Origin of the sequence: Actinomadura coerulea, from assembly GCF_014208105.1 — a bacterium.
GTDB classification, from domain to species: domain Bacteria; phylum Actinomycetota; class Actinomycetes; order Streptosporangiales; family Streptosporangiaceae; genus Spirillospora; species Spirillospora coerulea.
Map to the genome: position 1 here is coordinate 8,084,454 of NZ_JACHMQ010000001.1, position 21,153 is coordinate 8,105,606.

Sequence of the window (21,153 nt, forward strand, 5' to 3'; positions counted from 1 at the left end):
ACGAGATGTCGGAACTGCGCTACGACGGCCGCGTGGCGGTCGTGACCGGGGCTGGCCACGGCCTCGGCCGGCAGCACGCGCTGGAGCTCGCGGCGCGCGGCGCCAAGGTCGTCGTCAACGACCTCGGCGGTGACCGGACCGGTACCGGCGCCTCCGCCGGCCCGGCCCAGGAGGTCGTGGACGAGATCAAGAAGAACGGCGGCGAGGCCGTCGCCAACCCCGACAACGTCGCCACCCCCGAGGGCGCGCGGGCGATCGTGCAGACCGCGCTCGACGCGTTCGGCAAGGTCGACATCGTCGTCAACAACGCGGGCATCCTGCGCGACAAGTCGTTCAAGAACATGTCGGTCGAGGAGTTCGACTCGGTCATCGCCGTCCACCTGCGCGGCTCGTTCCTGGTCTCCAGCGCCGCCTGGCCGCACCTGCGCGAGCAGGGCTACGGCCGGATCGTGAACACCTCCTCGCCCGCGGGCCTGTTCGGCAACTTCGGCCAGGCGAACTACTCCACGGCCAAGATGGGGCTGGTCGGGTTCACCAAGACCCTCGCCCAGGAGGGCGCCAAGTACAACATCAAGGCCAACGCGATCGCCCCGGTCGCCTGGACCCGGATGACCGAGGACCTGCTGCCCGCCGACTTCGCCGACAAGCTCGGCGTCGACCAGGTCACCCCGCTCGTGGCCTACCTCGTGCACGACTCCGTCGAGGACTCCGGCCAGGTCTACACGGTCGGCGGCGGCCGGATCGCGAAGATCTTCGTGGCGGAGGGCCCCGGCTACGGGCAGAAGGCGACGCTGTCGGTCGAGGACGTCCGGGACAACTGGGCGGCCATCAGCGCGGCGGAGCCGCTGACCGTGTTCGGCAACGTGGGCGAGCAGATGGGCCCGCTGATCCAGCAGCTCACGTCCTGAGCCGTTGGCCGGGATCGAGCTCGACCGGCGGGACGGGGTGCTCACGATCACCCTGTCCCGCCCGGAGCGCCTGAACGCGGTGGACGGCGCGCTGACCGAGGAGATGCTGGACGTCCTCAACGGGCTGATGCGCGACCCGTCCACCCGGGTGGTGGTGCTGACCGGCGCCGGCCGCGGCTTCTGCTCGGGCATGGACCTGCAGGGCGGCGACCCGGGCGGCGCGTCCGGCGAGGGCCGCGTCCAGCGGCTCTACCGGGGCATCGCCCGGGGCGGCGAGGTCACCGCGCGGCTGCGGGAGATCCCGCAGCCGGTGATCGCGGCGCTGCACGGCCCCGTCGCGGGCATGGGCGTGTCCTGGGCGCTGGCCTGCGACCTGCGGGTCGCCGACCCGACGACCCGCTTCGTGGTGCCGTTCGTCGACCTCGGGCTGTCGGCCGGCGACTGCGGCCTGTCCTGGCTGCTGCCGCGCCTGGTCGGGCCGGCGAGGGCCGCGGAGATCTGCTACCGGGCGCAGCGCCTGGACGCGGCGCGCGCCGACGCCCTCGGCCTGATCACCGAGACCGCCCCCGAGGGCGGGGACCTGGCCGCCGCCCAGGCCCTCGCCGACGAGCTGCTCGGCCGGTCGCCCTACGGCCTGAGCCGCACGAAGGAACTGCTCAACGCGTCCCTGGACGTCCCCGGCCTGCGCCGGCAGCTCATGGCGGAGACGGCCGTGCAGACCCTGGCCTTCTTCAGCGAGGACCTCGCCGAAGGGATGGCGGCCACGATGGAGAGACGCCGTCCGGAGTTCAGGAACCGCTAGCCCTGGAACTGCCGGAGGGGCGAAGAGTCGCTTCCCGGCGGATCGCCGGCGCCGTGACCGGCCCAAGGGGGGTGAGCCCCCCTTGGGCCAGGGCCGGTCTCGAATGGCCCCGGCCACGTGCGCGAACGCGTGAACTGCCCGGTGTCGCGACGCCGAAGGCGAGCGACACCGGGCAGATCGCGAAGCGATGCCGCGGTCGCCCAGGCCCGGTCACGTAGCGAGCCGCCAGGCGAGCGAAGTGGGCCGGGACTTCGAGAACACCGCCTAGTCGGCGAGTGCGGTGGAGAGCGCCTCGACGTAGCGGAGGGCGGCCAGGCGCGCCAGGGCCGGGTGGGCGCCCAGGGGCGCGGAGTGGGCGGAGCCCACGCTGGCGGCGGCCGCCCCGATCAGCGCGGCCTCGGGCTCGGGCCCGATCAGGTGCGGGGCGACGGCGATGGACGCCGCGCCCGCCGCGCGCAGCTGCTCGTAGGCCGCCTTCACCGACGCCTCGTCGTTCAGCGAGGCGGTGAACACGGGGGCCGCGAGCCGGGAGGCCAGGAGCACGCCGGTGACCTCGGCCTGCCGGACGGCGGCCGCGTCGCCCGGAGTGGCGACGATCACACCGGACGCGGCCGTCACCATCGTCATCAGCCTGATCCGGTCGGCGCGGGCGAGGCCCGCGTCGGCGAGCCGGTCGTGCAGCGCCTCGGCGATGAGCGGGTGCGGGCCGAGCGGCTCGGCGGCGACGGTGCGCACGGGCGCGCCCGCCACGGCGGCGCGCACGGCGGCGTCCAGTGCCGGGTCGGGCCCGGTGGACAGCGGCACCACCACGGCCGCCAGCTCGTCGCCCTGCTGCCGGATTCCGGCGAGCACGGCGTGCAGGCTCGCCTCGCCGCCCTCCAGGTGCCCGACGTAGGCCGGCTGCCCGGTGTGCTCGAGTTCGACGAGCCGGGCGAGCTCGGCGGCGAGGTCGGTGCCGGCCGGCCGGGCGGGTCCGGGGACGGCGAGGACGAGCGTGGGGGATCCGGGGGGCAGCAGGAAGGACTCGTCGCCGCGGTGACGGCCGCCGCGGGGTGTGCGGCGCCGTCGCGACGGCAATGCCTCGGATGCCTGGCTTTCGGGACTCACGGCGGGCATCGTAACGCCCTCCGGCCCGGGAGCCGTCCTCCCGGCCCGGCCGTCGTCGTTGCCTGTAGGAATCGCTGATCTCCTTCCCGGACCGGTCGCGGCGCGAGCGGTGATGAAGAAGCAGAGTATGGCGCATTGTCGCTGAGCGACAGGGGGAAATGAAGCAAATTGTCCGGATTTGCCGCTATCCACTTGCGCCGGGTTCGACAAGATCGTCTTGCCTCCGCGCATCGCCGCAGGTGGCAAGGAATTGCAGCAATGCGACCGAATGCCGTCAAAGGGGTTGCGGGAGCGTTGCCGGCGGCCTTTATGATCCAGGGGCCCTCCGTGCCGGAACGTTCGAGGTCACATGAAATCCCCCCGTAGGCGGTCGATCCGCTCGAAGGTCACCGCACTGCTGCTCGTGCCGCTGCTCTCGCTCGTGGCGCTCTGGGGATACGCCGCGGTCGTCACCGGCGGCGAAGCGCTGGCCCAGCGCCGCTACCACACGCTCGACCGCGAGTTCGCGCCGGGCGGCCAGGGCGTCCTGGTCGAGCTTGGCAAGGAGCGGCAGGCCTCGGCGGTGTTCCTCAGCACCCCGCGCCAGGCGGCGGGCGGCATCCCCGCCGCCCTGGTGACGCAGCGCTCGCGCCTCGACGCGGCCGTCGAGAACTTCCGCCGCAAGGCCACCTCGGCCGCCGCGCGCAGCGCCACCAACGCCGAGATGGAGGCCCGCGTCGCCGAGGTCCTGCGGGCGCTCGGCGGGCTCGGCGGGCTGCGCGCCGCGGTGGACGCCCGGTCCGTCGACCGGTTGGCCGCGGTCAACGGGTACGGCACGATGGTCGACAACATGCACCGGCTCTACGACAGCCTCGTCGCCATCGACGACTCCGCGCTCTACGACTGGACCCAGTCCACCCGGCACGCCGGCCGCGCCATGGAGCTGCTGCAGCGCGAGAACGCGCTCGTCGCCGGGGCGTTCATCACCAAGGGCCGGATGACGGCGGCCGAGCACCGGATGTTCGTGGAGATGGTCGGCGAGCAGCGCTGGCAGTGGACCAAGCAGCGCTCGCTGCTCGACCCGGTGGTCTACCGGACCGGCACCGCGCAGGTCTTCGCGTCCCCGGAGTACCAGACGTTCAAGGCGATGGAGGACCGGATCGCCGACGCCGACCCGCGCCGGCCGATCCCCGTCCAGCCCGCCGAGTGGCAGCGGACGGCGCAGCCGCTCGTGCTGTCGGTCAACGCGATGGTGCTCGGCAACTCCAGGCGCGCCGGGGAGCACGCCGACGACCTCGGCCGCGAGGCCTACCTCAGGCTCGCCGCCGTCGGCGGCCTCGGCCTGCTGTCGATCCTGGTGTCGGTGCTGCTGTCGCTGCGGTTCGCGCGCGGGTTCGTCCGCGAGCTGGTCGGGCTGCGCGGGTCGGCCGAGGAGCTGGCCGAGCGGCGGCTGCCCGGCGTCGTCGAGCGGCTCGGCCGCAACGAGAGCGTCGACGTCGCCGCGGAGGCCCCGCCCCTGGACGCCGGCCGGACCGCCGAGGTCGCCCGGCTGGCCGAGGCGTTCGCCAAGGTGCAGCGGACCGCCGTCGACGCCGCCGTCGGCCAGGCCGAGCTGCGCGCCGGGGTCAGCCGCATCTTCCTCAACATCGCCCGCCGCAACCAGTCGCTCCTGCACCGCCAGCTGACGCTGCTGGACGGACTGGAGAGCCGCGCCGAGGCCGACGACCTCGAGGACCTGTTCCGCATCGACCACCTCACCACCCGCATGCGGCGGCACGCCGAGAGCCTGATCATCCTGTCCGGCGCGACACCGGGGCGGGGCTGGCGGCGGCCGGTGCGCTTCGCCGACGTGCTGCGCGCCGCCGTCTCGGAGATCGAGGACTACACCCGCGCGACGGTGCTGACCGACTCCGAGGACGGCCTGGTCGGCGCGGCCGTCACCGACGTCGTGCACCTGCTGGCCGAGCTGATCGAGAACGCGGCGGCGTTCTCCCCGCCCAACACCGAGGTGCGGGTGATGGCCGAGCGGGTCGGCACCGGGTTCGCGGTCGAGGTCGAGGACCGCGGCCTCGGTGTGCGGCCGGAGCAGCTCGCCGAGGCCAACCGGCGGCTCGCCGAGCCGCCCGAGTACGACCTGGTCGACACCGACCAGCTCGGGCTGTTCGTCGTCGCGCGCCTGGCCGCCCGCCACGACATCACGGTGACGCTGCAGCGGTCCCCGTACGGCGGCGTCACCGCGATCGTCCTGTTCCCGCACGAGCTGGTGGTGCCGGCCGAGGAGATGGCCGCCGGGGTGCGGCCGCCCGCGGACGCGTCCTGGGACGAGGCCGCGGCCCTGACCGCGACCGCCGTCGAGGGCCCCCCGGAGCGGGAGCCGGTGCTCATGGCCGCGCCGGTCCCCGACGGGGTCGTCCCGCTCCGCGACGCCGGAGCCCCGGGAGCGCTGCCCGCCGTGCCCGCGGACGATTCGGAGCAGTGGCAGCGGAACGCTCCAGGGCATCTGGAGGGCGCCGGCGGCCATCTGGAGGCACCGCCCGCGCTGCCCGCGCTCACCGGCCCCGCGGCGCCGCGTCCCGCCCCGAACCCCTGGTCGGACGACGCCCACACGCGGGCGCCCGAGGGCCCCGGCGGCGGCGCGGCCGAGGACACCGCCGAGGCCGCCGGTGAGGACTGGGAGCCCGCGGGCACCCACGCCGGGTTGCCCCGCCGCGTCAGGCAGAGGAACCTGGCCCCGCAACTGCGCAAGGGGCCCCCGTCGCCTCCGCCGGCCGGCGGAGGCGCGACCGGGGCCGTCGCACGCTCGCCCGAGGAGGCACGCTCGCTGATGGCATCGATACAGCAGGGATGGCGGCGCGGACGCGCGTCCGGCATGGGGGATGAGGGGACCCGATGATGCACAACACCGTGACCGGTGAGCTGAACTGGCTGCTCAACGACTTCGCCCAGCGGGTCACGACGGTGCGGCAGGCGGTGATCCTGTCGCGCGACGGGCTGGCCGTGGCCGCCTCGAACGAGCTCGCCCGCGAGGACGCCGAGCACCTGTCGGCGCTGGCGTCCGGCGTGCAGAGCCTCGCGCGCGGCGCCGGGCGGCACTTCGCGGGCGGCAACGTCCGGCAGACCATCATCGAGATGGACGCGCTGCTGCTGTTCGTGACGGCGGCGGGCGACGGCACCTGCCTGGCGGTGCTGGCCGAGGCGGAGGCCGACGCCGGACTGGTGGCCTACGAGATGGCGGTCCTGGTCAAGCGGGTCGGCCAGCACCTGCAGGCGAGCCCGAGGTTCGGGGCGGAGGCGGGCGGTCAGGGGTTCGGAGGCGCCGGGGGGTCCGCGCCGCGGGGCTTTTGACCGATGACCCCGCCGGGAGAGCGCTGGCTGGACCGCGAGGCCGGTCCGCTCGTGCGCCCCTACGCGATGACCCGGGGACGGACCCGTCCCGAGGGCGCGGGCTTCGAGCTGATCGCGGTGGTCGCGGCCACCGGCGTCCCCCCGGGCGACCGGCTGCGCTACAGCCCCGACCACGCGCGGGTGCTGCGCGGCTGCGCGCGGCCGGTGACGGTGGTCGACCTCGCGGCCGACCTCGGCCTGCCCCTCGGCGTCGTGCGGGTGCTGCTCGGCGACCTGCGCGACAAGGGGCTGATCGCGGTGGTGGACGAGGCGCGCCCGGCCGAGGGCCGGCGGCCCTCGTCCGGGGTGCTGAGGGAGGTGCTCAATGGACTCCGCGCGCTATGACCGGGCGGCGGCCGGGCCGGGCTTCGCGGCCCGGCCGCCGATCACCACCAAGATCCTGATCGCGGGCGGGTTCGGCGCGGGCAAGACCACCATGGTCGGCTCGGTCAGCGAGATCCGGCCGCTGCACACCGAGGAGCCTCTGACCGACCGCGGCACCGGGGTCGACGACGTCGCGGGCGTCGCCGCGAAGGCGACCACGACCGTCGCCATGGACTTCGGCCGGATCACGCTCTCGGACCAGCTGCTGCTCTACCTGTTCGGCACGCCCGGCCAGGAGCGGTTCTGGTTCATGTGGGACGAGCTGGCGGCGGGCGCGATCGGCGCCGTCGTGCTCGCCGACACGCGCCGGCTGACCGGCTGCTTCCCCGCGATCGACTACTTCGAGCGCCGCGGCGTCCCGTTCGTGGTGGCCGTGAACTGCTTCGACGGCGAGCGGACGCACCGGCCCCGAGACATCGCCATCGCGCTCGACCTGGACCCCGGCGTCCCGGTGGTGCTGTGCGACGCGCGCCGCCGGGAGTCGTCCAAGGAGGTGCTCGTCGCGCTGATGGAGCACGTGCTGAGCTGGCCGGACGACGAGGACCAGGCACCCGGCGGCCGGAAGTCCGATCATCGTGAACCCGCGACGTAGTAGGCTCCCGCACACCCCCGTACTCCACGCATCGGGAGGTTTCCCCCGCATGTCCCGCCCCCCAATGCCGACCGCGACACACGTGAGCAGGGTCCGCCAGCCGTGATGGGCCCCCGTTTCTCCTCCATCCGGGCGAGGATCAGCCTGCTGGTCCTCGTGCCGCTGCTGGCCCTCGCCTCGCTGTGGGTGTTCCTCACGGGCTTCACCTACGGCGACGCGAACCAGTTGCTGCGGAGCCGCGAGTTCCAGGAGAAGACCGTGCTGCCGACGCAGCACCTCATCGACGCGCTGCAGAAGGAGCGGCGGCTGACGATGGCCGAGCTCGGCGGCGCCCGCCCCGACGCCGGCGTGATGCGGACGCAGCGGCAGACCACCGACGACGCGGCCGAGAAGGTCCGCGAGGGCGCGCGCGACAAGGGGCTGCGCGGCTCGATCCTGCCCCAGGTCGCCGACCGGCTCGGCGCCTTCGTGAAGCGGATCGACACGCTGCGCGGCGTCCGCCAGGGCATCGACCAGCGCGTCGCCGACCGCGAACGCGTCCTGCGCGAGTACAGCGACATCATCGACGCGGGCTTCGCCGTCTACAACGCGACCACGCCGGGGGACGGGTCCATCACCGCGCACGCCCGCACGCTCGCGTCGTTCGGACGCGCCCGCGAGTTCATGTCGCGCGAGGACGCCCTGCTGTCCGGCGCCCTGGCCGCCGGGCACATCACGACCGCCGAGCGGGGCCAGTTCGCGCAGCTCGTCGGCGCCCAGCGGATGCTGTACGCCGACAACGCGCCCAACCTGCACCACGACTACGAACGCTACGAGCGGCTCGCGGCGTCACCGCCGTTCGTCCAGCTGCGGACGCTGGAGGACCAGGTCATCCGCGGCGCCGAACCGCCGCGCGCCACCGTGCGCAAGACCCGCGAGACGGGCACCCGGCCCGCAGCGGGCGCCCGCACCGGGCAGACCGCCGCCCGCGCCCCGCACACGCCGGTCATCGAGCCCGCCATCTGGCGGTCCCTCGCCGACACCGCCAACGGCCGGCTGTTCGAGCTGGAGAACAGGGTCCTCGACGACGTCGTCGACCACGGGCAGCGCATCGCGATCGGCGCCTTCACCCGCCTCGCCCTCGCCGGCGGCGTCGGCCTTCTCGCGATCGTGCTGTCGGCGCTGCTCGCGGTCCGGGTGTCGCGGCGGCTGCTGGAGGAGTGCCGCACGCTCGCCTCCGGCGTCGTGGACTTCACCCGCATGCGGCTGCCGCTGCTGGCCGAGCAGATCCGCGCCGGCGCCCCCGTCGAGCCCGAGGCCGCGCCCGACATCGACTACCGCATCACCGAGATCCGGCAGATCGCCGAGTCGTTCGACCGCGCCCGCGAGGCCGTGCTCGTCGCCGCCGAGGGCGAGGTCGCGGCCCGGCGCGGCATCAGCGAGGTGTTCGTCAACCTCGCGCGCCGCAACCAGGCGCTGCTGCACCGGCAGCTCAGCCTGCTCGACACCATGGAGCGCCGCACCGAGGACCCCTCGGAACTGTCGGACCTGTTCCGCCTCGACCACCTCGCCACGCGCATGCGCCGGCACGCCGAGGGCCTCGTCATCCTGGCGGGCAAGACCGCCGGGCGCGGCTGGCGCCGTCCCGTCCCGCTGGTGGACGTGGTGCGCGGCGCGGTCGCCGAGGTCGAGGACTACCCGCGCGTGCGGGTGCAGCCGCTGCCGCGCGTCTCGCTGCTCGGCTCCGCGGTCGCCGACGTCATCCACCTGCTCGCCGAGGTGGTGGAGAACGCCACCACGTTCTCGCCGCCGCAGTCGCCGGTGCGGGTCAGCGGCCACGCGGTCGCCAGCGGGTTCGCGATCGAGGTCGAGGACCGCGGCCTCGGGATGACCGAGGAGGCGCTGCGCAGGGCCAACGAGCGGCTCGCCCACCCGCCAGAGTTCGACCCGTCCGACAGCGCCCAGCTCGGGCTGTTCGTCGTCGCCCGGCTGGCCGAGAGACAGGACATCACCGTCACCCTCCGCCCGTCCCCGTACGGGGGCACGACGGCGATCGCGCTGATCCCGAGCTCGCTCATCGTGGAGAGCGCCGAGCCGGAGCACGCCGCCGTGCGCCGCGCCACCGGGCCCATGCCGAAACTGCCGAGCCCCGCCGCGGCGCTCCCGGCGTCGGCCCGCCCGGCGGCCGAGTCCCGGGGCGGCGAGTCCGGCGGGTTCGTCCGGCTCGTCGCCGAGGCCGAGCCCTACAGGCCCGAGCCGGCGCGCCCGGCCGAGGAGCCGGCGCCCGCGCTGGCCGCGACGCCGCCCGTACGGCCGGCGCAGCCGCCGGCGCCCGCCCCGGCCGAGGCGCCGGCGGAGCCCGCCCCGCCACCGCGGGACGGAGAGCTGCCGAGGCGCAGGCGGCAGCAGCACCTCGCGCCCCAGCTCAAGGAACGGGTGGACGCGCACCTCGCCGCGCAGGGGCAGGCCCCGCCGCCGGCTCCGGAACCGGCCGCGCCCCCGGCGCCGCCGGCCCCGGAGCCGGAGGGGACGCCGCTCGCCGCGCCCGTCCCCATGGACGCTCCCGCGGACGGGGCCGGCCGCGACGCGGCCGGGACCGCTCCCGCGGGCGAGGACCCGGACGGCGGCGCCGCCCGCTCGCCCGAGTCGATGCGAACGATGCTGTCCAGCATGCAGCGCGGCTGGCAGCGCGGCAGGCAGGACGCGGCCGACGCGGAGGCCGCTGGAAACGTAGGCGACCAGGAGGACGACGCCCCATGACACAGCCCCAGCACTCCGGCGCGGAGGTCCCGGGCGGAGCCGGAGGTGAGCTCAACTGGCTCCTGGACAGCCTCGTCCAGCGGGTCGCCCCGGTGCAGAACGCCGTCGTGCTGTCCAGCGACGGGCTGCGGATCGCCGCGTCCAGCGGGCTGGCCCGTGAGGAGTCCGACCACCTGTCCGCGGTGGCCGCCAGCTTCCAGAGCCTCGCGCGCGGGGCCGGGGAGTCCTTCGGCGGCGGGCCCGTCCGGCAGACGATCGTGGAGATGGAGTCGTCGTTCCTGTTCGTCACCGCCGCCGGCCGGGGCGCCTGCCTGGCCGTCCTCGCCGACGCCGAGGCCGACCTCGGGATCATCGCCTACGAGATGGCGATGCTGGTCACCCGGGTCGGCCAGCACCTGTCGGCCAACCCGCGCGTCGTCGCGGCCGAGTCCGGCGGAGCGTGAGGTGGGCGGCACGGCCTGGTACGACGACGCGGCGGGCCCCGTCGTGCGCCCGTACGCGCTCACCCGAGGCCGCACGCACTACGACGGCGTCGAGTTCGACCTGGTCGCGCTGATCGTCGCGGCCGACCCGCCCGAGCCCGCGGAGGACGCCCACGCACTCCCGGCGACCCCATGGGCGCCGGAGCCCGAACATGACATGATCCTGGAGCTTTGCCGCACCCCGTTGTCGGTCGCCGAGATAGCGTCGGATCTGGAACTTCCCCTCGGGGTCGTCCGTGTCCTGCTCGGCGACCTGCTCGACCACTCGCTGATACAGGTCCGGCGCCCCGCGCCGGTGGCGCAGTTCCCCAGCGAGCGCGTACTCAAGGAAGTGATCGATGGAATCCGTGCGCTCTGACGCGGCCGCCCAGCAGGGCGACTCGGCGCTGACGGTAAAGATCCTCGTCGCCGGCGGTTTCGGCGTCGGCAAGACCACCCTGGTCAGCGCGGTCAGTGAGATCCGCCCGCTGCGCACCGAGGAGGCGCTGACCGAGAAGAGCATCGGGATCGACGACACCACCGCCGTCGCGTCCAAGACCACCACGACCGTGGCGATGGACTTCGGGCGCATCACCCTGCCCAACGGCCTGGTGCTGTTCGTGTTCGGTACCCCCGGTCAGGACCGCTTCTGGTTCATGTGGGACGAACTGGCCAAGGGCGCGCTCGGGGCCGTCGTCCTCGTCGACACCCGCCGCCTCGCCGACTGCTTCGCCTCGGTCGACTACTTCGAACGCCGCGGCGTCCCGTTCATCATCGGGGTCAACCGCTTCGACGGCGCCGGGCAGCACTCGGCCGACCAGGTCCGCGACGCCCTCGACCTGGCCCCCGAGATCCCCGTGATCTCCTGCGACGTCCGCGACCGCGAGGACGCCAAGCGCGTCCTCATCAGCCTCGTCGAACACATCATGCGAACCATGAGCACGGGACGACAGACTGTGTCTTATTAGTTTTATCTCCTCCCTCGGGCCTGGCGGCCCTGCTGTGCCTATTGCAGTGCTCTCCTCCTTCGGGCCCGGAGGGCCCTCCATCGTCGGGCACTGCGGCGATCGCTGGCATCGCTCCGTCTCGCCTTGGCGGCTCGCTGCGCGATCAGGTTCTCGCTCCGCTCGAACCTGCCTTCGGACGCGATCACGGGGGGTGAGGTCGTCGCGGGGTTGCGGTGGGGCTGAGGTAGGCGTGTAGAGGGGAGCGACCCCGCTTGGTGCGCTGTGCGCGCTGGGCGGGGTCGTTTCGTGTGTGCGGCTTTGTCCTCTGAGTGGGGAAAGTTTGAGGGATTTGGGGGAAAGGTCTTCTCAAGGCGGCGAAAGCGGGTTACGGTCTCGGCCATGAGACCGGCGTCACACGGCGCCGGTCCGATCCCGAGAGGACGGCGTGATGCGCATGTCGGCTCGCCCGCAGAACGTGCACCAGGCACGCCTGCTGCGGCTGCTGCGTGACGAGGGGCCGCGCTCGCGCGCCGAGCTGGGCGACGTCGTCCGGCTGTCGCGGTCCAAGCTGGCGGTCGAGCTGGACCGGCTGGTCGAGCTCGGCCTCGTGGAGGGCGCCGGGCTGGCGGCCTCCCGGGGCGGGCGGCGGTCGGGGATCGTCCGGCTCTCGCCGCGGCTGCGGTTCGTCGCCTTCGACATCGGGGCGACCTCGATCGACGTGGCGGTGACCGACGGAGAGCTGGAGGTCCTCGGGCACGTCAGCGAGCGGTGCGACGTCCGGCAGGGCGCGACCGTGGTGCTGGAGCGGGCGCTGGACCTGCTCGGCAAGCTGCGCGACGAGGGCCTGATCCCGCAGGTGCACGGGGCGGGCATCGGGGTGCCGGGGCCGGTCAGCTTCCGCGACGGCATGCCGGTCGTCCCGCCGATCATGCCCGGCTGGGACCGGTTCCCGGTGCGGGACGCGATCGGCCAGGAGCTCGGCTGCCCGGTGCTCGTCGACAACGACGTGAACCTCATGGCCCTCGGCGAGCTGCACGCCGGACTCGCCCGGTCGGTGGACGACTTCCTGCTCGTGAAGATCGGCACCGGGATCGGCTGCGGCATCGTCGTGGACGGCGCCATCTACCGCGGCGTGTCCGGCAGCGCGGGGGACATCGGCCACATCCGGGTCGACGACGACGGCCCGACCTGCGCCTGCGGCAACGCCGGGTGCCTGGAGGCGTTCTTCGGCGGCGCGGCGCTCGCGCGGGACGCCGAGGCGGCGGCGCGGTCCGGCCGCTCGCCCGCGCTCGCGGCCCTGCTGGAGACCCACGGGGCGCTGACGGCCGAGCACGTCGGCGAGGCGGCCGCCGCGGGCGACCCGAGCGCGGTGCAGATCATCCGGGAGGGCGGCCGGCACGTCGGCCAGGTCCTCGCCGGGCTCGTCAGCTTCTTCAACCCCGGCCTCGTCATCATCGCCGGCGGCGTCGCGGGTCTCGGCCACGCGCTGCTCGCCGAGATCCGCAGCGTCGTGTACCGGCGGTCCGCGCCGCTCGCGACCGGCAACCTCCCGATCGTGCTGTCCGAGCTCGCCGGCGCCGCCGGCGTGGTCGGCGGCGCCCGGCTCATCAGCGACCACGTCTTCTCCGCGTCCTGACCCCCTCTCCGGCCCCGAGGAGGCCCGATGGGCCCGCCCGAACCCGAACCGCTGCTGCGGATGCGCGGCATCGTCAAGCAGTTCCCCGGCGTCCGCGCCCTGGACGGCGTCGACCTCGACGTCCGCCCCGGCGAGGTGCACTGCCTGCTCGGCCAGAACGGCGCCGGCAAGTCCACGCTCATCAAGGTGCTCGCCGGCGCGCACCAGCCCGACCAGGGCGAGATCGTGTTCGGCGGGGAGCCGGTGCGGCTCGCCGGGCCCACCGCCGCCATGCGCGCCGGGATCGCCACGATCTACCAGGAACTGGACCTGGTGGACGGCCTGTCGGTCGCCGAGAACATCTTCCTCGGGCACGAGAAGGCTCGTTTCGGCTTCACCCGCCGCGGCGAGGCCGAGCGGGCGGCGCGGGAGCTGCTCGGGCGGCTCGGGCACGGGGAGATACCCCCGCGCCGCGAGGTCGGGCGGCTGCCGGCGGCGGGCAAGCAGGTCGTCAGCATGGCCCGCGCCCTGTCGCACGACGCCCGCCTCATCGTGATGGACGAGCCGTCCGCCGCGCTCGCCCACGACGAGGTCGCCAACCTCTTCCGCATCATCCGGGAGGTGACCGCCGCCGGCGTCGCGGTCGTCTACATCTCGCACCGGCTGGAGGAGATCCGCGAGATCGGCGACCGGGTCACCGTCCTCAAGGACGGCCGGTCGGTCGCGGGCGGGCTGCCCGCGCGGGGCACCTCCACCGACGAGATCGTGTCGCTGATGACCGGCCGGGACGTGGAGTACGTGTTCCCCCCGCGGCCCGAGCCCGAGGACGGCCGCCCCGAGGTGCTCCGGGTCGAGGAGCTCGCGCTGCCCGGCGCGTTCGAGGACGTGTCGCTCACCGTCCACGCGGGCGAGATCGTCGGGCTCGCCGGGCTGGTCGGGTCCGGGCGCTCGGAGATCCTGGAGACCGTCTACGGGGCCCGGCGCCCCGCGCGGGGACGGGTGCTCGTGGACGGCCGCCCGGTCCGCCCCGGCGACACGGGCGCGGCGGTGCGGCGCGGCATGGGCATGGCGCCCGAGGAGCGCAAGAGCCAGGCGCTGCTGCTGAACGAGACCGTCGCCGCGAACGTCAGCGTCGCCTCGCTGCCGCGCTATGCCTCGTTCGGCTGGCTCAGCCGCCGCCGCGAGCTCGCCGACGTGCGGCGCCAGATCGAGTCGCTGGACATCCGGCCGCCCGACCCGCGCCGCCCGGTCGTGACGCTGTCGGGCGGCAACCAGCAGAAGGTCGTGCTGGCCCGCTGGCTGCTCGGCTCGGCCGGGCTGCGGCTGCTGATCCTCGACGAGCCCACCCGCGGCGTGGACGTCGGCGCCCGCGCCGAGCTGTACGCCGTGATCCGCGAGCTGGCCGGGCGCGGGATCGGGGTGCTGCTGGTGTCCAGCGAGGTGCCCGAGGTGCTCGGGCTCGCCGACCGCGTCCTCGTCGTCCGGGAGGGGCGCGTCGTGCACACCGGCGACGCCCGCGACCTCGACGAGGCCGCCGTGCTCAACATGATCATGGAGGGGAGTGCCCTGTGACCGGCACCTTTCACTCCGGAGGGTCGGCCCCCCGGACCGAGAAGAACACGGGCGAGCGCGGCGGGGCGCTCGCCCGCCCCGCCGGCGGGAGCGGGAAGCCGCGGCTGCCGTTCGGGCGGGGCGGCGCCGCGGGGAGCCGCGAGGTCCACCACCTCGGGCTCGTCGCCGCGCTGGTGCTGCTGGCGGTCGTCGGCCTGGTGACCGAGCCCGGCAACTTCGCGACGTCGGGCAACGTCGTCGGCATCCTCGCGCTCGCCGCCACCATCGGCGTGATCACCGTCGGCCAGACGTTCGTCATCATCGGCGGCGGGATCGACCTGTCCGTCGGGTCGGTCATGGCGCTGGCGTCGGTGTGGGCGACGACGGTGGCGACGCAGTCCTACGGCCCGGCGGTGATGGCGCTGTGCGCGGTCCTCGTCGGCACCGGCGCGGGCGTCCTCACCGGGCTGCTGATCTCCTACGGGCGGCTGGTCCCGTTCATCGCCACCCTCGCGATGCTCGTCGCGGCGCGCGGGCTGGCGCAGCGGATGTCGGACCGCAGGACCCAGCTCGTCCGGCCGGAGAACGACGCGATCGAGGCGCTGTCCACCACCAAGGTGCTCGGGCTCCCGCTCGTCGTGTACATCTTCGCCGCGGTCGCCGCCGCCGGATGGCTGGTGCTCAACCGCACCACGTTCGGCCGCCGGACGTTCGCGGTCGGCGGCAACCCCGAGGCGGCGCGCCTGGCCGGCATCGACGTCCGCCGGCACACCCTGACGCTGTACGCGCTGTCCGGTTTCTGCTGCGGCGTCGCCGCGCTCATCATCATGGCCCGCACCACCACCGGCTCCAGCACCCACGGCGACCTGTACGAGCTGGACGCGATCGCCGCCGTCATCATCGGCGGGACGCTGCTCACCGGCGGGCGCGGCACCATAGCCGGGTCGATCCTCGGCGTGCTGGTGTTCACGCTCATCACCAACCTGTTCATCCTGAACGGCCTGCAGACCAGCGACCAGCTGATCGCCAAGGGCGCGATCATCGTGATCGCCGTGCTGCTGCAGCGCCGCGGGCTCCGCTCGCCCACCTGAGGACACCGCCCGACACCCCCACCCCACGTCCGGCGCCGCGCGTCCCGGGGAACGCGCGGCGGGGGACGCCCCATCCCTTGATCAGGAGCACGTCATGCGTGATCAGAGCCCCCGTCCCACCCGCAGAGGCGTCCTGTTCGGCGGCGCCGTCGTCGCGGCGGGCAGCCTCGCCGCGGCCTGCACGAGCAACAGCGAGAAGGACGACCCGAGCCCGGCGGCGCAGGCCGGTTCGCTCGCCGGCGACAACGACAAGCCGGGAAAGCAGGTCACCATCGGGTTCTCCGCGCCCGCCGCGGACCACGGCTGGATCGCGGCGATCGCCAAGAACGCCGAGGGGCAGGCCAAGAAGTACAAGGACGTGACGTTCAAGCCGGTCGAGCCGACCAACGACATCAACCAGCAGATCTCCGCCGTCGAGTCGCTGATCCGCGCGAAGGTCGACGTCCTGGTGATCCTGCCCAACGACGGCGAGCAGCTGAACCAGGTCGCCCGCAAGGCGATGGACGCCGGCATCCCGGTCGTCAACCTCGACCGCGTCTTCCCCGACAAGCTGTCGTACCGGACGTGGGTCGGCGGCGACAACTACGGCATGGGCGTCTCCGCCGGCCACTACATCGGCAAGAAGCTGAAGGCCAAGAACGCCTCGAACCCTGTGATCCTGGAGATCCAGGGCATCGCGACGCTGCCGCTGACGCAGGACCGCAGCAAGGGCTTCGCGGACGCGCTGAAGTCCTACGGCTTCACCGTCACCGCGAAGCAGGACGCCAAGTTCACCGTGGAGTCCGGCAACCAGGTCGCCTCCAACCTGCTGCAGGCGCACAAGAAGATCGACGCGTTGTGGAACCACGACGACGACCAGGGCGTCGGCGTGCTCGCCGCGATCAAGCAGTCCGGCCGCAAGGAGTTCTTCATGGTCGGTGGCGCGGGCTCGGCCAACGCGATGCGCGAGATCAAGACCGGCGGCGGCGTGCTGGAGGCCACCGTCACCTACCCGCCCACGATGGCCGCGTCCGCGATCAAGCTGGGCCGGCTCATCGCGCAGGGCAAGGGCATGGCCGACCTGGTCGAGCTCCAGGTGCCCCAGTCGATCACGCTGGCCTCCGAGACGGTGTCCAAGGACAACGTCGACACCTACATGCCGCTCGGCTTCGAGTCCTGAGCGGCGGGGGCGCCGGCGCTCCCGCCCGCCTCCCGGGCGGGGCGGGAGCCCCGGCCCGGGGGCCGGGGCCTGCCCCCGGAAGACGACACAGAGAGGTGAGCAGAACATGACGACCGTCGGAGTCGGGATGGTCGGGCACGCGTTCATGGGACGCGCCCACTCCCAGGCGTGGCGCAGCGTGGGGCCGTTCTTCGGGCCGCCGCTGACGCCCGTCATGACCGCCCTGGCGGGACGTTCCGCCGAGCGCGCCCGCGCCGCCGCCGACGCGCTCGGCTGGGCGTCGGTGGAGACCGACTGGAAGGAGCTGCTCCGCCGCGACGACGTCCAGCTCGTCGACATCTGCACGCCGGGCGACAGCCACGCCGAGATCGCGGTCGCCGCTCTCGACGCGGGCAAGCATGTGCTGTGCGAGAAGCCGCTCGCCAACTCCGTCGCGGAGGCCGAGGCGATGGCCGCCGCCGCGGACCGGGCGCGCGAGCGCGGCGTCCGGTCGATGGTCGGGTTCAACTACCGGCGCGTCCCCGCCGTCACCCTGGCCCGCAGGCTGGTGGACGAGGGGCGCATCGGCGCGATCCGCCACATCCGGGCCCAGTACCTCCAGGACTGGCTGGCCGACCCGGAGGCGCCGTTCACCTGGCGGATGGACCGCGACCGGGCCGGGACGGGCGCGCTCGGCGACATCGGCGCGCACATCATCGACACCGCGCAGTTCATCACCGGGCAGAACCTCGTCGGGGTGTCGGCGCTGCTGGACACGTTCGTCCCGGAACGCCCCGTCCCCGGCGGCGGGACGGCGCCGGTCACCGTGGACGACGCGGCCCTGTTCGTCGGGCGCACCGACGGCGGCGCGCTCGCCTCGTTCGAGGCCACGCGGTTCGCCACCGGCCGCAAGAACGCGCTGCGGATCGAGGTCAGCGGCTCCTCCGGCGCCCTGGCGTTCGACCTGGAGTCGCTGAACGAACTGTGGTTCCACGACCGCGCGGAGGACGGCGCGACCGCCGGCTTCCGCCGGATCGTCGTCACCGAGCCCGTCCACCCGTACGCGGACCGGTGGTGGCCGCCCGGCCACCTCCTCGGCTACGAGCACACGTTCACCCACCAGGCCGCCGACCTGCTCACCGCGATCGCGGACGGCACCGACCCGCGCCCGTCGTTCGCCGACGGCCTCCAGGTGCAGCGCGTCCTCGCCGCGATCGCCGGCAGCGCGGAGGCCCGGTGCTGGGTCGACGTCGAAGGGAGCGCATCATGACACGACCGGTCACGCTGTTCACGGGCCAGTGGGCGGACCTGCCGTTCGAGGAGGTCTGCCGGCTGGCGTCCGGCTGGGGCTACGAGGGCCTGGAGATCGCCTGCTGGGGCGACCACTTCGAGGTCGACAAGGCCCTCGCCGACGACGGCTACGTCCCGCGCAAGCTGGAGACGCTCGCCGAGCACGGCCTCAAGGTGTGGGCGATCTCCAACCACCTCGTCGGGCAGGCCGTCTGCGACGACCCCGACGAGCGGCACCGGGCGATCCTGCCCGAGCGGATCTGGGGCGACGGGGAGCCCGAGGGCGTCCGGCGCCGCGCCGCCGCCGAGATCATGGACACCGCCCGGGCCGCCGCGCGCCTCGGCGTCGACACGGTGGTCGGGTTCACCGGCTCCTCGATCTGGCACACCGTCGCGATGTTCCCGCCCACCCCCGAATCGATGGTGGAGCGCGGCTACGCCGACTTCGCCGAGCGCTGGAACCCGATCCTGGACGTGTTCGACGAGGTCGGCGTCCGGTTCGCGCACGAGGTGCACCCGAGCGAGATCGCCTACGACTACTGGACGACCGTCCGGACGCTGGAGGCGATCGGGCACCGCCCCGCGTTCGGGCTGAACTTCGACCCGTCCCACTTCGTATGGCAGGAGCTAGACCCGGTCGGCTTCCTGCTCGACTTCCGCGACCGGATCTACCACGTCGACTGCAAGGACACGAAGGTCCGCACGGGCGACGGCCGCCGCGGGCGCCTGTCGTCCCACCTGCCGTGGGGCGACCTGCGGCGCGGCTGGGACTTCATCTCCACCGGCCGCGGCGACGTCCCGTGGGAGGACGTCTTCCGCGCCCTCAACGCGATCGGCTACGCCGGCCCGATCTCCGTCGAATGGGAGGACGCCGGAATGGACCGCCTCCAGGGCGCCCCCGAGGCCCTGGAATTCGTCCGCGCTCTCAACATCATGGAACCCCCCACGACGTCGTTCGACTCGGCGTTCACATAGCTTCTTCTCCTCCTTCGGGCTTGGCGGCCCTCCATCGTCGACAAAAGCGGGCGCGGTGAGGGGCCCGGCGGTCAGGGGAGGGCGCGGAAGTCCGCGAAGTCGAAGCCCGGGGAGACGACGCAGCTGACCAGGACCTCCTCGTTCCCGGCCGGGCGGGCGGCCTGCCAGGCGCCGGGCGGGACGAGGGCCTGCGGCACCTGGCCGCCCGCGACGTCCGCGCCCAGCGTGACGGGCTCGGGTTCCGGGGACGGGCGGTCGCCGTCCCCGCCGAGGAGCAGCGTCAGCGGGCCGCCGGAATGCCACAGCCACAGCTCCGCCGACCGGACGACGTGCCAGATCGACTCCTCGCCGGGCGGCAGCAGGAAGTAGATGGCGGTGGCGGCGGCCCGCTCGCCCGGGTAGCCGTCCGGTGTGAACGCCGCGTCCGACCGCCATGTCTCGCGGTACCAGCCGCCCTCGGGATGCGGCAGCAGGTCCAGCGCCTCGGCGGTCGCCGGCCGGTCCAGGGCCGCGACGTGCCGGCCGTCGGGGCCGCGCCGCAGGTAGCGGACGCGGGACGCGGTCGTGCGGTCGATGACGCCGCGCGCCGGGACGGCGCCGGGGGCGGGGTCCAGGGTGACGGCGACGAGCGGGCCGCCGGTGGACTCCTGGTCGGCGAGGGACAGCAGCCCGGGCTCGTCGTCGGGCGCCCACACGGCCCCGGCCTCCTCCAGGACGAAACGGGGACCGGGCTGGGCCCGCCATGCGTCGAGCGACGTGAGCAGCAGCACCCTCCGAGCCTAGACCGTCAGCACGATCTCGCCGGTGCCCGCCGGTCAGTCCATTTCGGAGAGGCGGGCCGGGTCGAAGGTGATCGGGTACGGGTGGTCCAGGGTGAGGGTCTCCCCGGAGCGCGCCTTGCCGACGAGTTCGTAGCGGCCGTCGCGGAGTTCCAGCAGGGTGAGGGCGGGACGCGGTTCCAGGTCGACGAGCCAGTAATGCGGTATGCCGGTCGCGGCGTACTCGTCCACCTTGCGGACGCGGTCGGTCTGCTCGTTGACCGTGCGCGGCGTGATGACCTCGGCGACCAGGATGAGGTCGGGGCCGTAGTAGGTGCGGGTCTGGCGTTCGAGCGCGGCGCGGGCCACGTCGCGGGCGACGACGAAGACGTCCGGCTTGCGGACGCCCGCCGGGGTCGTGACGTCCTGAGGCGCTCCGGCGACGTGCACGTCGGCGTCCGCCTGCCGGGCCGCCTCCTTCAGGACGGTCTTGAGCTGTTCGGCCGCGTGGTCGTGCCACAGGTCGCCGGGCAGCTCGTTGAGCCAGCCGTCGGCCAGTTCGTAGCGGCGGCCCTCCTCGGGGAGCGCGTCCAGGTCGTACAGCGTGTACGGACCGTGCGCACGGCCGACCGTGCCGCCCATGGAATGTCCCCCTGACCTCGATGAACGGGCTGATCCGAATCTAGTGGACGGCCGTCCGGAAAGGGCGCAGCCATGATCGCGCGTCGGGATGCGGACGAATGTCTCGAAAGCCGAGCGGCGGGGAGTTAAGATACATCGCGTCTTGACCCTCCCGCCGCTGGAGGGGCCAGGCTGTCGAGGCGGAGACGCCCGAAGGAGAGATGCGATGAGCGTCGAGCAAGACAGGGCCGCGCCCGCCGTGCGCGCCTCGGACCGCGACCGCGAGGAGATGCTCGTCCGGCTCCACACCGCCTTCGCCGAGGGGCGGCTGAGCGAAGCCGAGCTGGACGAGCGCATCGACCTGGCCCTGGCCGCGCGCACCTACGACGACCTGGGCGCGCTGGCCGCCGACCTGCCGGCCGGGCGGGCCGCCCACGAGGAGGCCGGGAGGGCGCCCGCCGGCCGGTTCCAGGTCGCCTACAAGGGGTCGGTGGCGAGGGCCGGGCGCTGGCGGCTGCCCGAGCGGTTCGCGACCGTCGTCTACAAGGGGACGGGCCTGCTCGACCTCCGCGAGGCCGACCTGGACGGGGAGGTCACGACCCTGTGGGTGCTCGCCTACAAGTCGACCGTGCAGATCGTCGTGCCGCCCGGAGTGCGCGTGGAGGCGGACGGCGTGGGCGTGTCCGCCGAGGTGCACGGCGCCCCTCGGGCCGGGGCGCCGGTCCTGCGCGTCAAGGGCTACGCCTACAAGGGAGAGATCGAAGCGAAAGATCGGATATCTCGGGCGTGAGGTGATAGAACGCTCCCGCGG

Annotated in this window: 20 protein-coding genes; 17 read left to right on the plus strand and 3 right to left on the minus strand. The window is 73.8% G+C overall.

The genetic code is table 11. The annotated features are described in order from the left end of the window. Nucleotides 1-5 precede the first annotated feature (5 nt). Together BKA00_RS37635 and BKA00_RS37640 are read left to right on the plus strand one after the other, a co-directional pair. Nucleotides 6-908: an SDR family oxidoreductase gene (locus BKA00_RS37635; protein WP_185033282.1), complete on the plus strand. Its 903-nt coding sequence runs from the start codon at nucleotides 6-8 to the stop codon at nucleotides 906-908. Nucleotides 909-912: 4 nt separating this feature from the next. Then, nucleotides 913-1,710, plus strand: a complete 798-nt coding sequence (locus BKA00_RS37640) for an enoyl-CoA hydratase/isomerase family protein (RefSeq protein ID WP_185033283.1) — start codon at nucleotides 913-915, stop codon at nucleotides 1,708-1,710. Between the two features lie 264 nt (nucleotides 1,711-1,974). Here the strand turns inward: BKA00_RS37640 and BKA00_RS37645 are convergent, their stop codons facing one another. Then, nucleotides 1,975-2,817, minus strand: a complete 843-nt coding sequence (locus tag BKA00_RS37645; protein ID WP_185033285.1) for a sirohydrochlorin chelatase family protein — start codon at nucleotides 2,815-2,817, stop codon at nucleotides 1,975-1,977. Between the two features lie 349 nt (nucleotides 2,818-3,166). On the opposite strand from BKA00_RS37645, the gene BKA00_RS37650 reads away from it, so the two are divergent. The 14 genes from BKA00_RS37650 (at nucleotide 3,167) to BKA00_RS37715 (ending at nucleotide 18,963) form a co-directional block, all read left to right on the plus strand. Continuing rightward, the gene (locus BKA00_RS37650; protein ID WP_185033287.1) at nucleotides 3,167-5,689 is read left to right on the plus strand and encodes a sensor histidine kinase; all 2,523 of its coding nucleotides are present in this window, start codon (nucleotides 3,167-3,169) and stop codon (nucleotides 5,687-5,689) included. Next, nucleotides 5,686-6,141, plus strand: a complete 456-nt coding sequence (locus BKA00_RS37655) for a roadblock/LC7 domain-containing protein (RefSeq protein ID WP_378188546.1) — start codon at nucleotides 5,686-5,688, stop codon at nucleotides 6,139-6,141. Before BKA00_RS37650 ends, BKA00_RS37655 begins: the two co-directional genes overlap by 4 nt. A gap of 3 nt (nucleotides 6,142-6,144) precedes the next feature. Next, nucleotides 6,145-6,525, plus strand: a complete 381-nt coding sequence (locus BKA00_RS37660; protein ID WP_185033289.1) for a DUF742 domain-containing protein — start codon at nucleotides 6,145-6,147, stop codon at nucleotides 6,523-6,525. Further along, nucleotides 6,506-7,156, plus strand: coding sequence for a GTP-binding protein (locus BKA00_RS37665; protein ID WP_185033291.1), 651 nt, complete (start codon nucleotides 6,506-6,508; stop codon nucleotides 7,154-7,156). The genes BKA00_RS37660 and BKA00_RS37665 overlap by 20 nt, the downstream gene beginning before the upstream one ends. A 105-nt stretch (nucleotides 7,157-7,261) precedes the next feature. Continuing rightward, entirely contained in the window at nucleotides 7,262-9,895 is a 2,634-nt protein-coding gene (locus BKA00_RS37670; protein WP_185033292.1) for a sensor histidine kinase, read from the plus strand. Further along, the gene (locus BKA00_RS37675; RefSeq protein WP_185033294.1) at nucleotides 9,892-10,338 is read left to right on the plus strand and encodes a roadblock/LC7 domain-containing protein; all 447 of its coding nucleotides are present in this window, start codon (nucleotides 9,892-9,894) and stop codon (nucleotides 10,336-10,338) included. Before BKA00_RS37670 ends, BKA00_RS37675 begins: the two co-directional genes overlap by 4 nt. Before the next feature lies 1 nt (nucleotide 10,339). After that, the gene (locus BKA00_RS37680; protein WP_179833175.1) at nucleotides 10,340-10,735 is read left to right on the plus strand and encodes a DUF742 domain-containing protein; all 396 of its coding nucleotides are present in this window, start codon (nucleotides 10,340-10,342) and stop codon (nucleotides 10,733-10,735) included. Beyond that, nucleotides 10,716-11,324 carry a GTP-binding protein gene (locus tag BKA00_RS37685; protein ID WP_185033296.1) on the plus strand — a complete coding sequence of 203 codons (609 nt, stop codon included), beginning with the start codon at nucleotides 10,716-10,718 and terminating at the stop codon, nucleotides 11,322-11,324. The genes BKA00_RS37680 and BKA00_RS37685 overlap by 20 nt, the downstream gene beginning before the upstream one ends. A gap of 427 nt (nucleotides 11,325-11,751) precedes the next feature. Continuing rightward, complete coding sequence (locus BKA00_RS37690) at nucleotides 11,752-12,939, plus strand: ROK family transcriptional regulator (RefSeq protein WP_221493460.1); 1,188 nt, start codon at nucleotides 11,752-11,754, stop codon at nucleotides 12,937-12,939. A gap of 27 nt (nucleotides 12,940-12,966) precedes the next feature. After that, entirely contained in the window at nucleotides 12,967-14,490 is a 1,524-nt protein-coding gene (locus tag BKA00_RS37695; RefSeq protein WP_185033298.1) for a sugar ABC transporter ATP-binding protein, read from the plus strand. Beyond that, complete coding sequence (locus tag BKA00_RS37700; protein WP_230298748.1) at nucleotides 14,487-15,560, plus strand: ABC transporter permease; 1,074 nt, start codon at nucleotides 14,487-14,489, stop codon at nucleotides 15,558-15,560. The genes BKA00_RS37695 and BKA00_RS37700 overlap by 4 nt, the downstream gene beginning before the upstream one ends. Before the next feature lie 94 nt (nucleotides 15,561-15,654). Further along, complete coding sequence (locus tag BKA00_RS37705; RefSeq protein ID WP_185033301.1) at nucleotides 15,655-16,719, plus strand: ABC transporter substrate-binding protein; 1,065 nt, start codon at nucleotides 15,655-15,657, stop codon at nucleotides 16,717-16,719. Nucleotides 16,720-16,825: 106 nt separating this feature from the next. Then, nucleotides 16,826-17,968 (plus strand): Gfo/Idh/MocA family protein, encoded by a 1,143-nt coding sequence (locus BKA00_RS37710; protein ID WP_185033303.1) that lies wholly within the window; start codon nucleotides 16,826-16,828, stop codon nucleotides 17,966-17,968. After that, on the plus strand, nucleotides 17,965-18,963 hold the full coding sequence (locus tag BKA00_RS37715; protein WP_185033305.1) for a sugar phosphate isomerase/epimerase family protein: 999 nt from the start codon (nucleotides 17,965-17,967) through the stop codon (nucleotides 18,961-18,963). The genes BKA00_RS37710 and BKA00_RS37715 overlap by 4 nt, the downstream gene beginning before the upstream one ends. Nucleotides 18,964-19,034: 71 nt before the next feature. Here the strand turns inward: BKA00_RS37715 and BKA00_RS37720 are convergent, their stop codons facing one another. Continuing rightward, the gene (locus BKA00_RS37720) at nucleotides 19,035-19,733 is read right to left on the minus strand and encodes a cupin domain-containing protein (protein ID WP_230298749.1); all 699 of its coding nucleotides are present in this window, start codon (nucleotides 19,731-19,733) and stop codon (nucleotides 19,035-19,037) included. A 45-nt stretch (nucleotides 19,734-19,778) separates the two neighbouring features. Beyond that, nucleotides 19,779-20,363: a Uma2 family endonuclease gene (locus BKA00_RS37725; RefSeq protein WP_185033307.1), complete on the minus strand. Its 585-nt coding sequence runs from the start codon at nucleotides 20,361-20,363 to the stop codon at nucleotides 19,779-19,781. Nucleotides 20,364-20,568: 205 nt separating this feature from the next. On the opposite strand from BKA00_RS37725, the gene BKA00_RS37730 reads away from it, so the two are divergent. Next, nucleotides 20,569-21,132 (plus strand): DUF1707 SHOCT-like domain-containing protein, encoded by a 564-nt coding sequence (locus BKA00_RS37730; RefSeq protein ID WP_185033309.1) that lies wholly within the window; start codon nucleotides 20,569-20,571, stop codon nucleotides 21,130-21,132. Nucleotides 21,133-21,153: the final 21 nt, after the last annotated feature.

What these genes read in the sequence shown, in the direction of transcription:
- BKA00_RS37660 (WP_185033289.1), top strand. Translation starts at nt 6,145, where the DNA reads ATGACCCCGCCGGGAGAGCGCTGGCTGGACCGCGAGGCCGGTCCGCTC.
- BKA00_RS37695 (WP_185033298.1), top strand. Translation starts at nt 12,967, where the DNA reads ATGGGCCCGCCCGAACCCGAACCGCTGCTGCGGATGCGCGGCATCGTC.
- BKA00_RS37715 (WP_185033305.1), top strand. Translation starts at nt 17,965, where the DNA reads ATGACACGACCGGTCACGCTGTTCACGGGCCAGTGGGCGGACCTGCCG.
- BKA00_RS37690 (WP_221493460.1), top strand. Translation starts at nt 11,752, where the DNA reads ATGCGCATGTCGGCTCGCCCGCAGAACGTGCACCAGGCACGCCTGCTG.
- BKA00_RS37730 (WP_185033309.1), top strand. Translation starts at nt 20,569, where the DNA reads ATGAGCGTCGAGCAAGACAGGGCCGCGCCCGCCGTGCGCGCCTCGGAC.
- BKA00_RS37705 (WP_185033301.1), top strand. Translation starts at nt 15,655, where the DNA reads ATGCGTGATCAGAGCCCCCGTCCCACCCGCAGAGGCGTCCTGTTCGGC.
- BKA00_RS37650 (WP_185033287.1), top strand. Translation starts at nt 3,167, where the DNA reads ATGAAATCCCCCCGTAGGCGGTCGATCCGCTCGAAGGTCACCGCACTG.
- BKA00_RS37710 (WP_185033303.1), top strand. Translation starts at nt 16,826, where the DNA reads ATGACGACCGTCGGAGTCGGGATGGTCGGGCACGCGTTCATGGGACGC.
- BKA00_RS37635 (WP_185033282.1), top strand. Translation starts at nt 6, where the DNA reads ATGTCGGAACTGCGCTACGACGGCCGCGTGGCGGTCGTGACCGGGGCT.
- BKA00_RS37675 (WP_185033294.1), top strand. Translation starts at nt 9,892, where the DNA reads ATGACACAGCCCCAGCACTCCGGCGCGGAGGTCCCGGGCGGAGCCGGA.
- BKA00_RS37725 (WP_185033307.1), bottom strand. Translation starts at nt 20,363, where the DNA reads ATGGGCGGCACGGTCGGCCGTGCGCACGGTCCGTACACGCTGTACGAC.
- BKA00_RS37670 (WP_185033292.1), top strand. Translation starts at nt 7,262, where the DNA reads ATGGGCCCCCGTTTCTCCTCCATCCGGGCGAGGATCAGCCTGCTGGTC.
- BKA00_RS37665 (WP_185033291.1), top strand. Translation starts at nt 6,506, where the DNA reads ATGGACTCCGCGCGCTATGACCGGGCGGCGGCCGGGCCGGGCTTCGCG.
- BKA00_RS37685 (WP_185033296.1), top strand. Translation starts at nt 10,716, where the DNA reads ATGGAATCCGTGCGCTCTGACGCGGCCGCCCAGCAGGGCGACTCGGCG.
- BKA00_RS37655 (WP_378188546.1), top strand. Translation starts at nt 5,686, where the DNA reads ATGATGCACAACACCGTGACCGGTGAGCTGAACTGGCTGCTCAACGAC.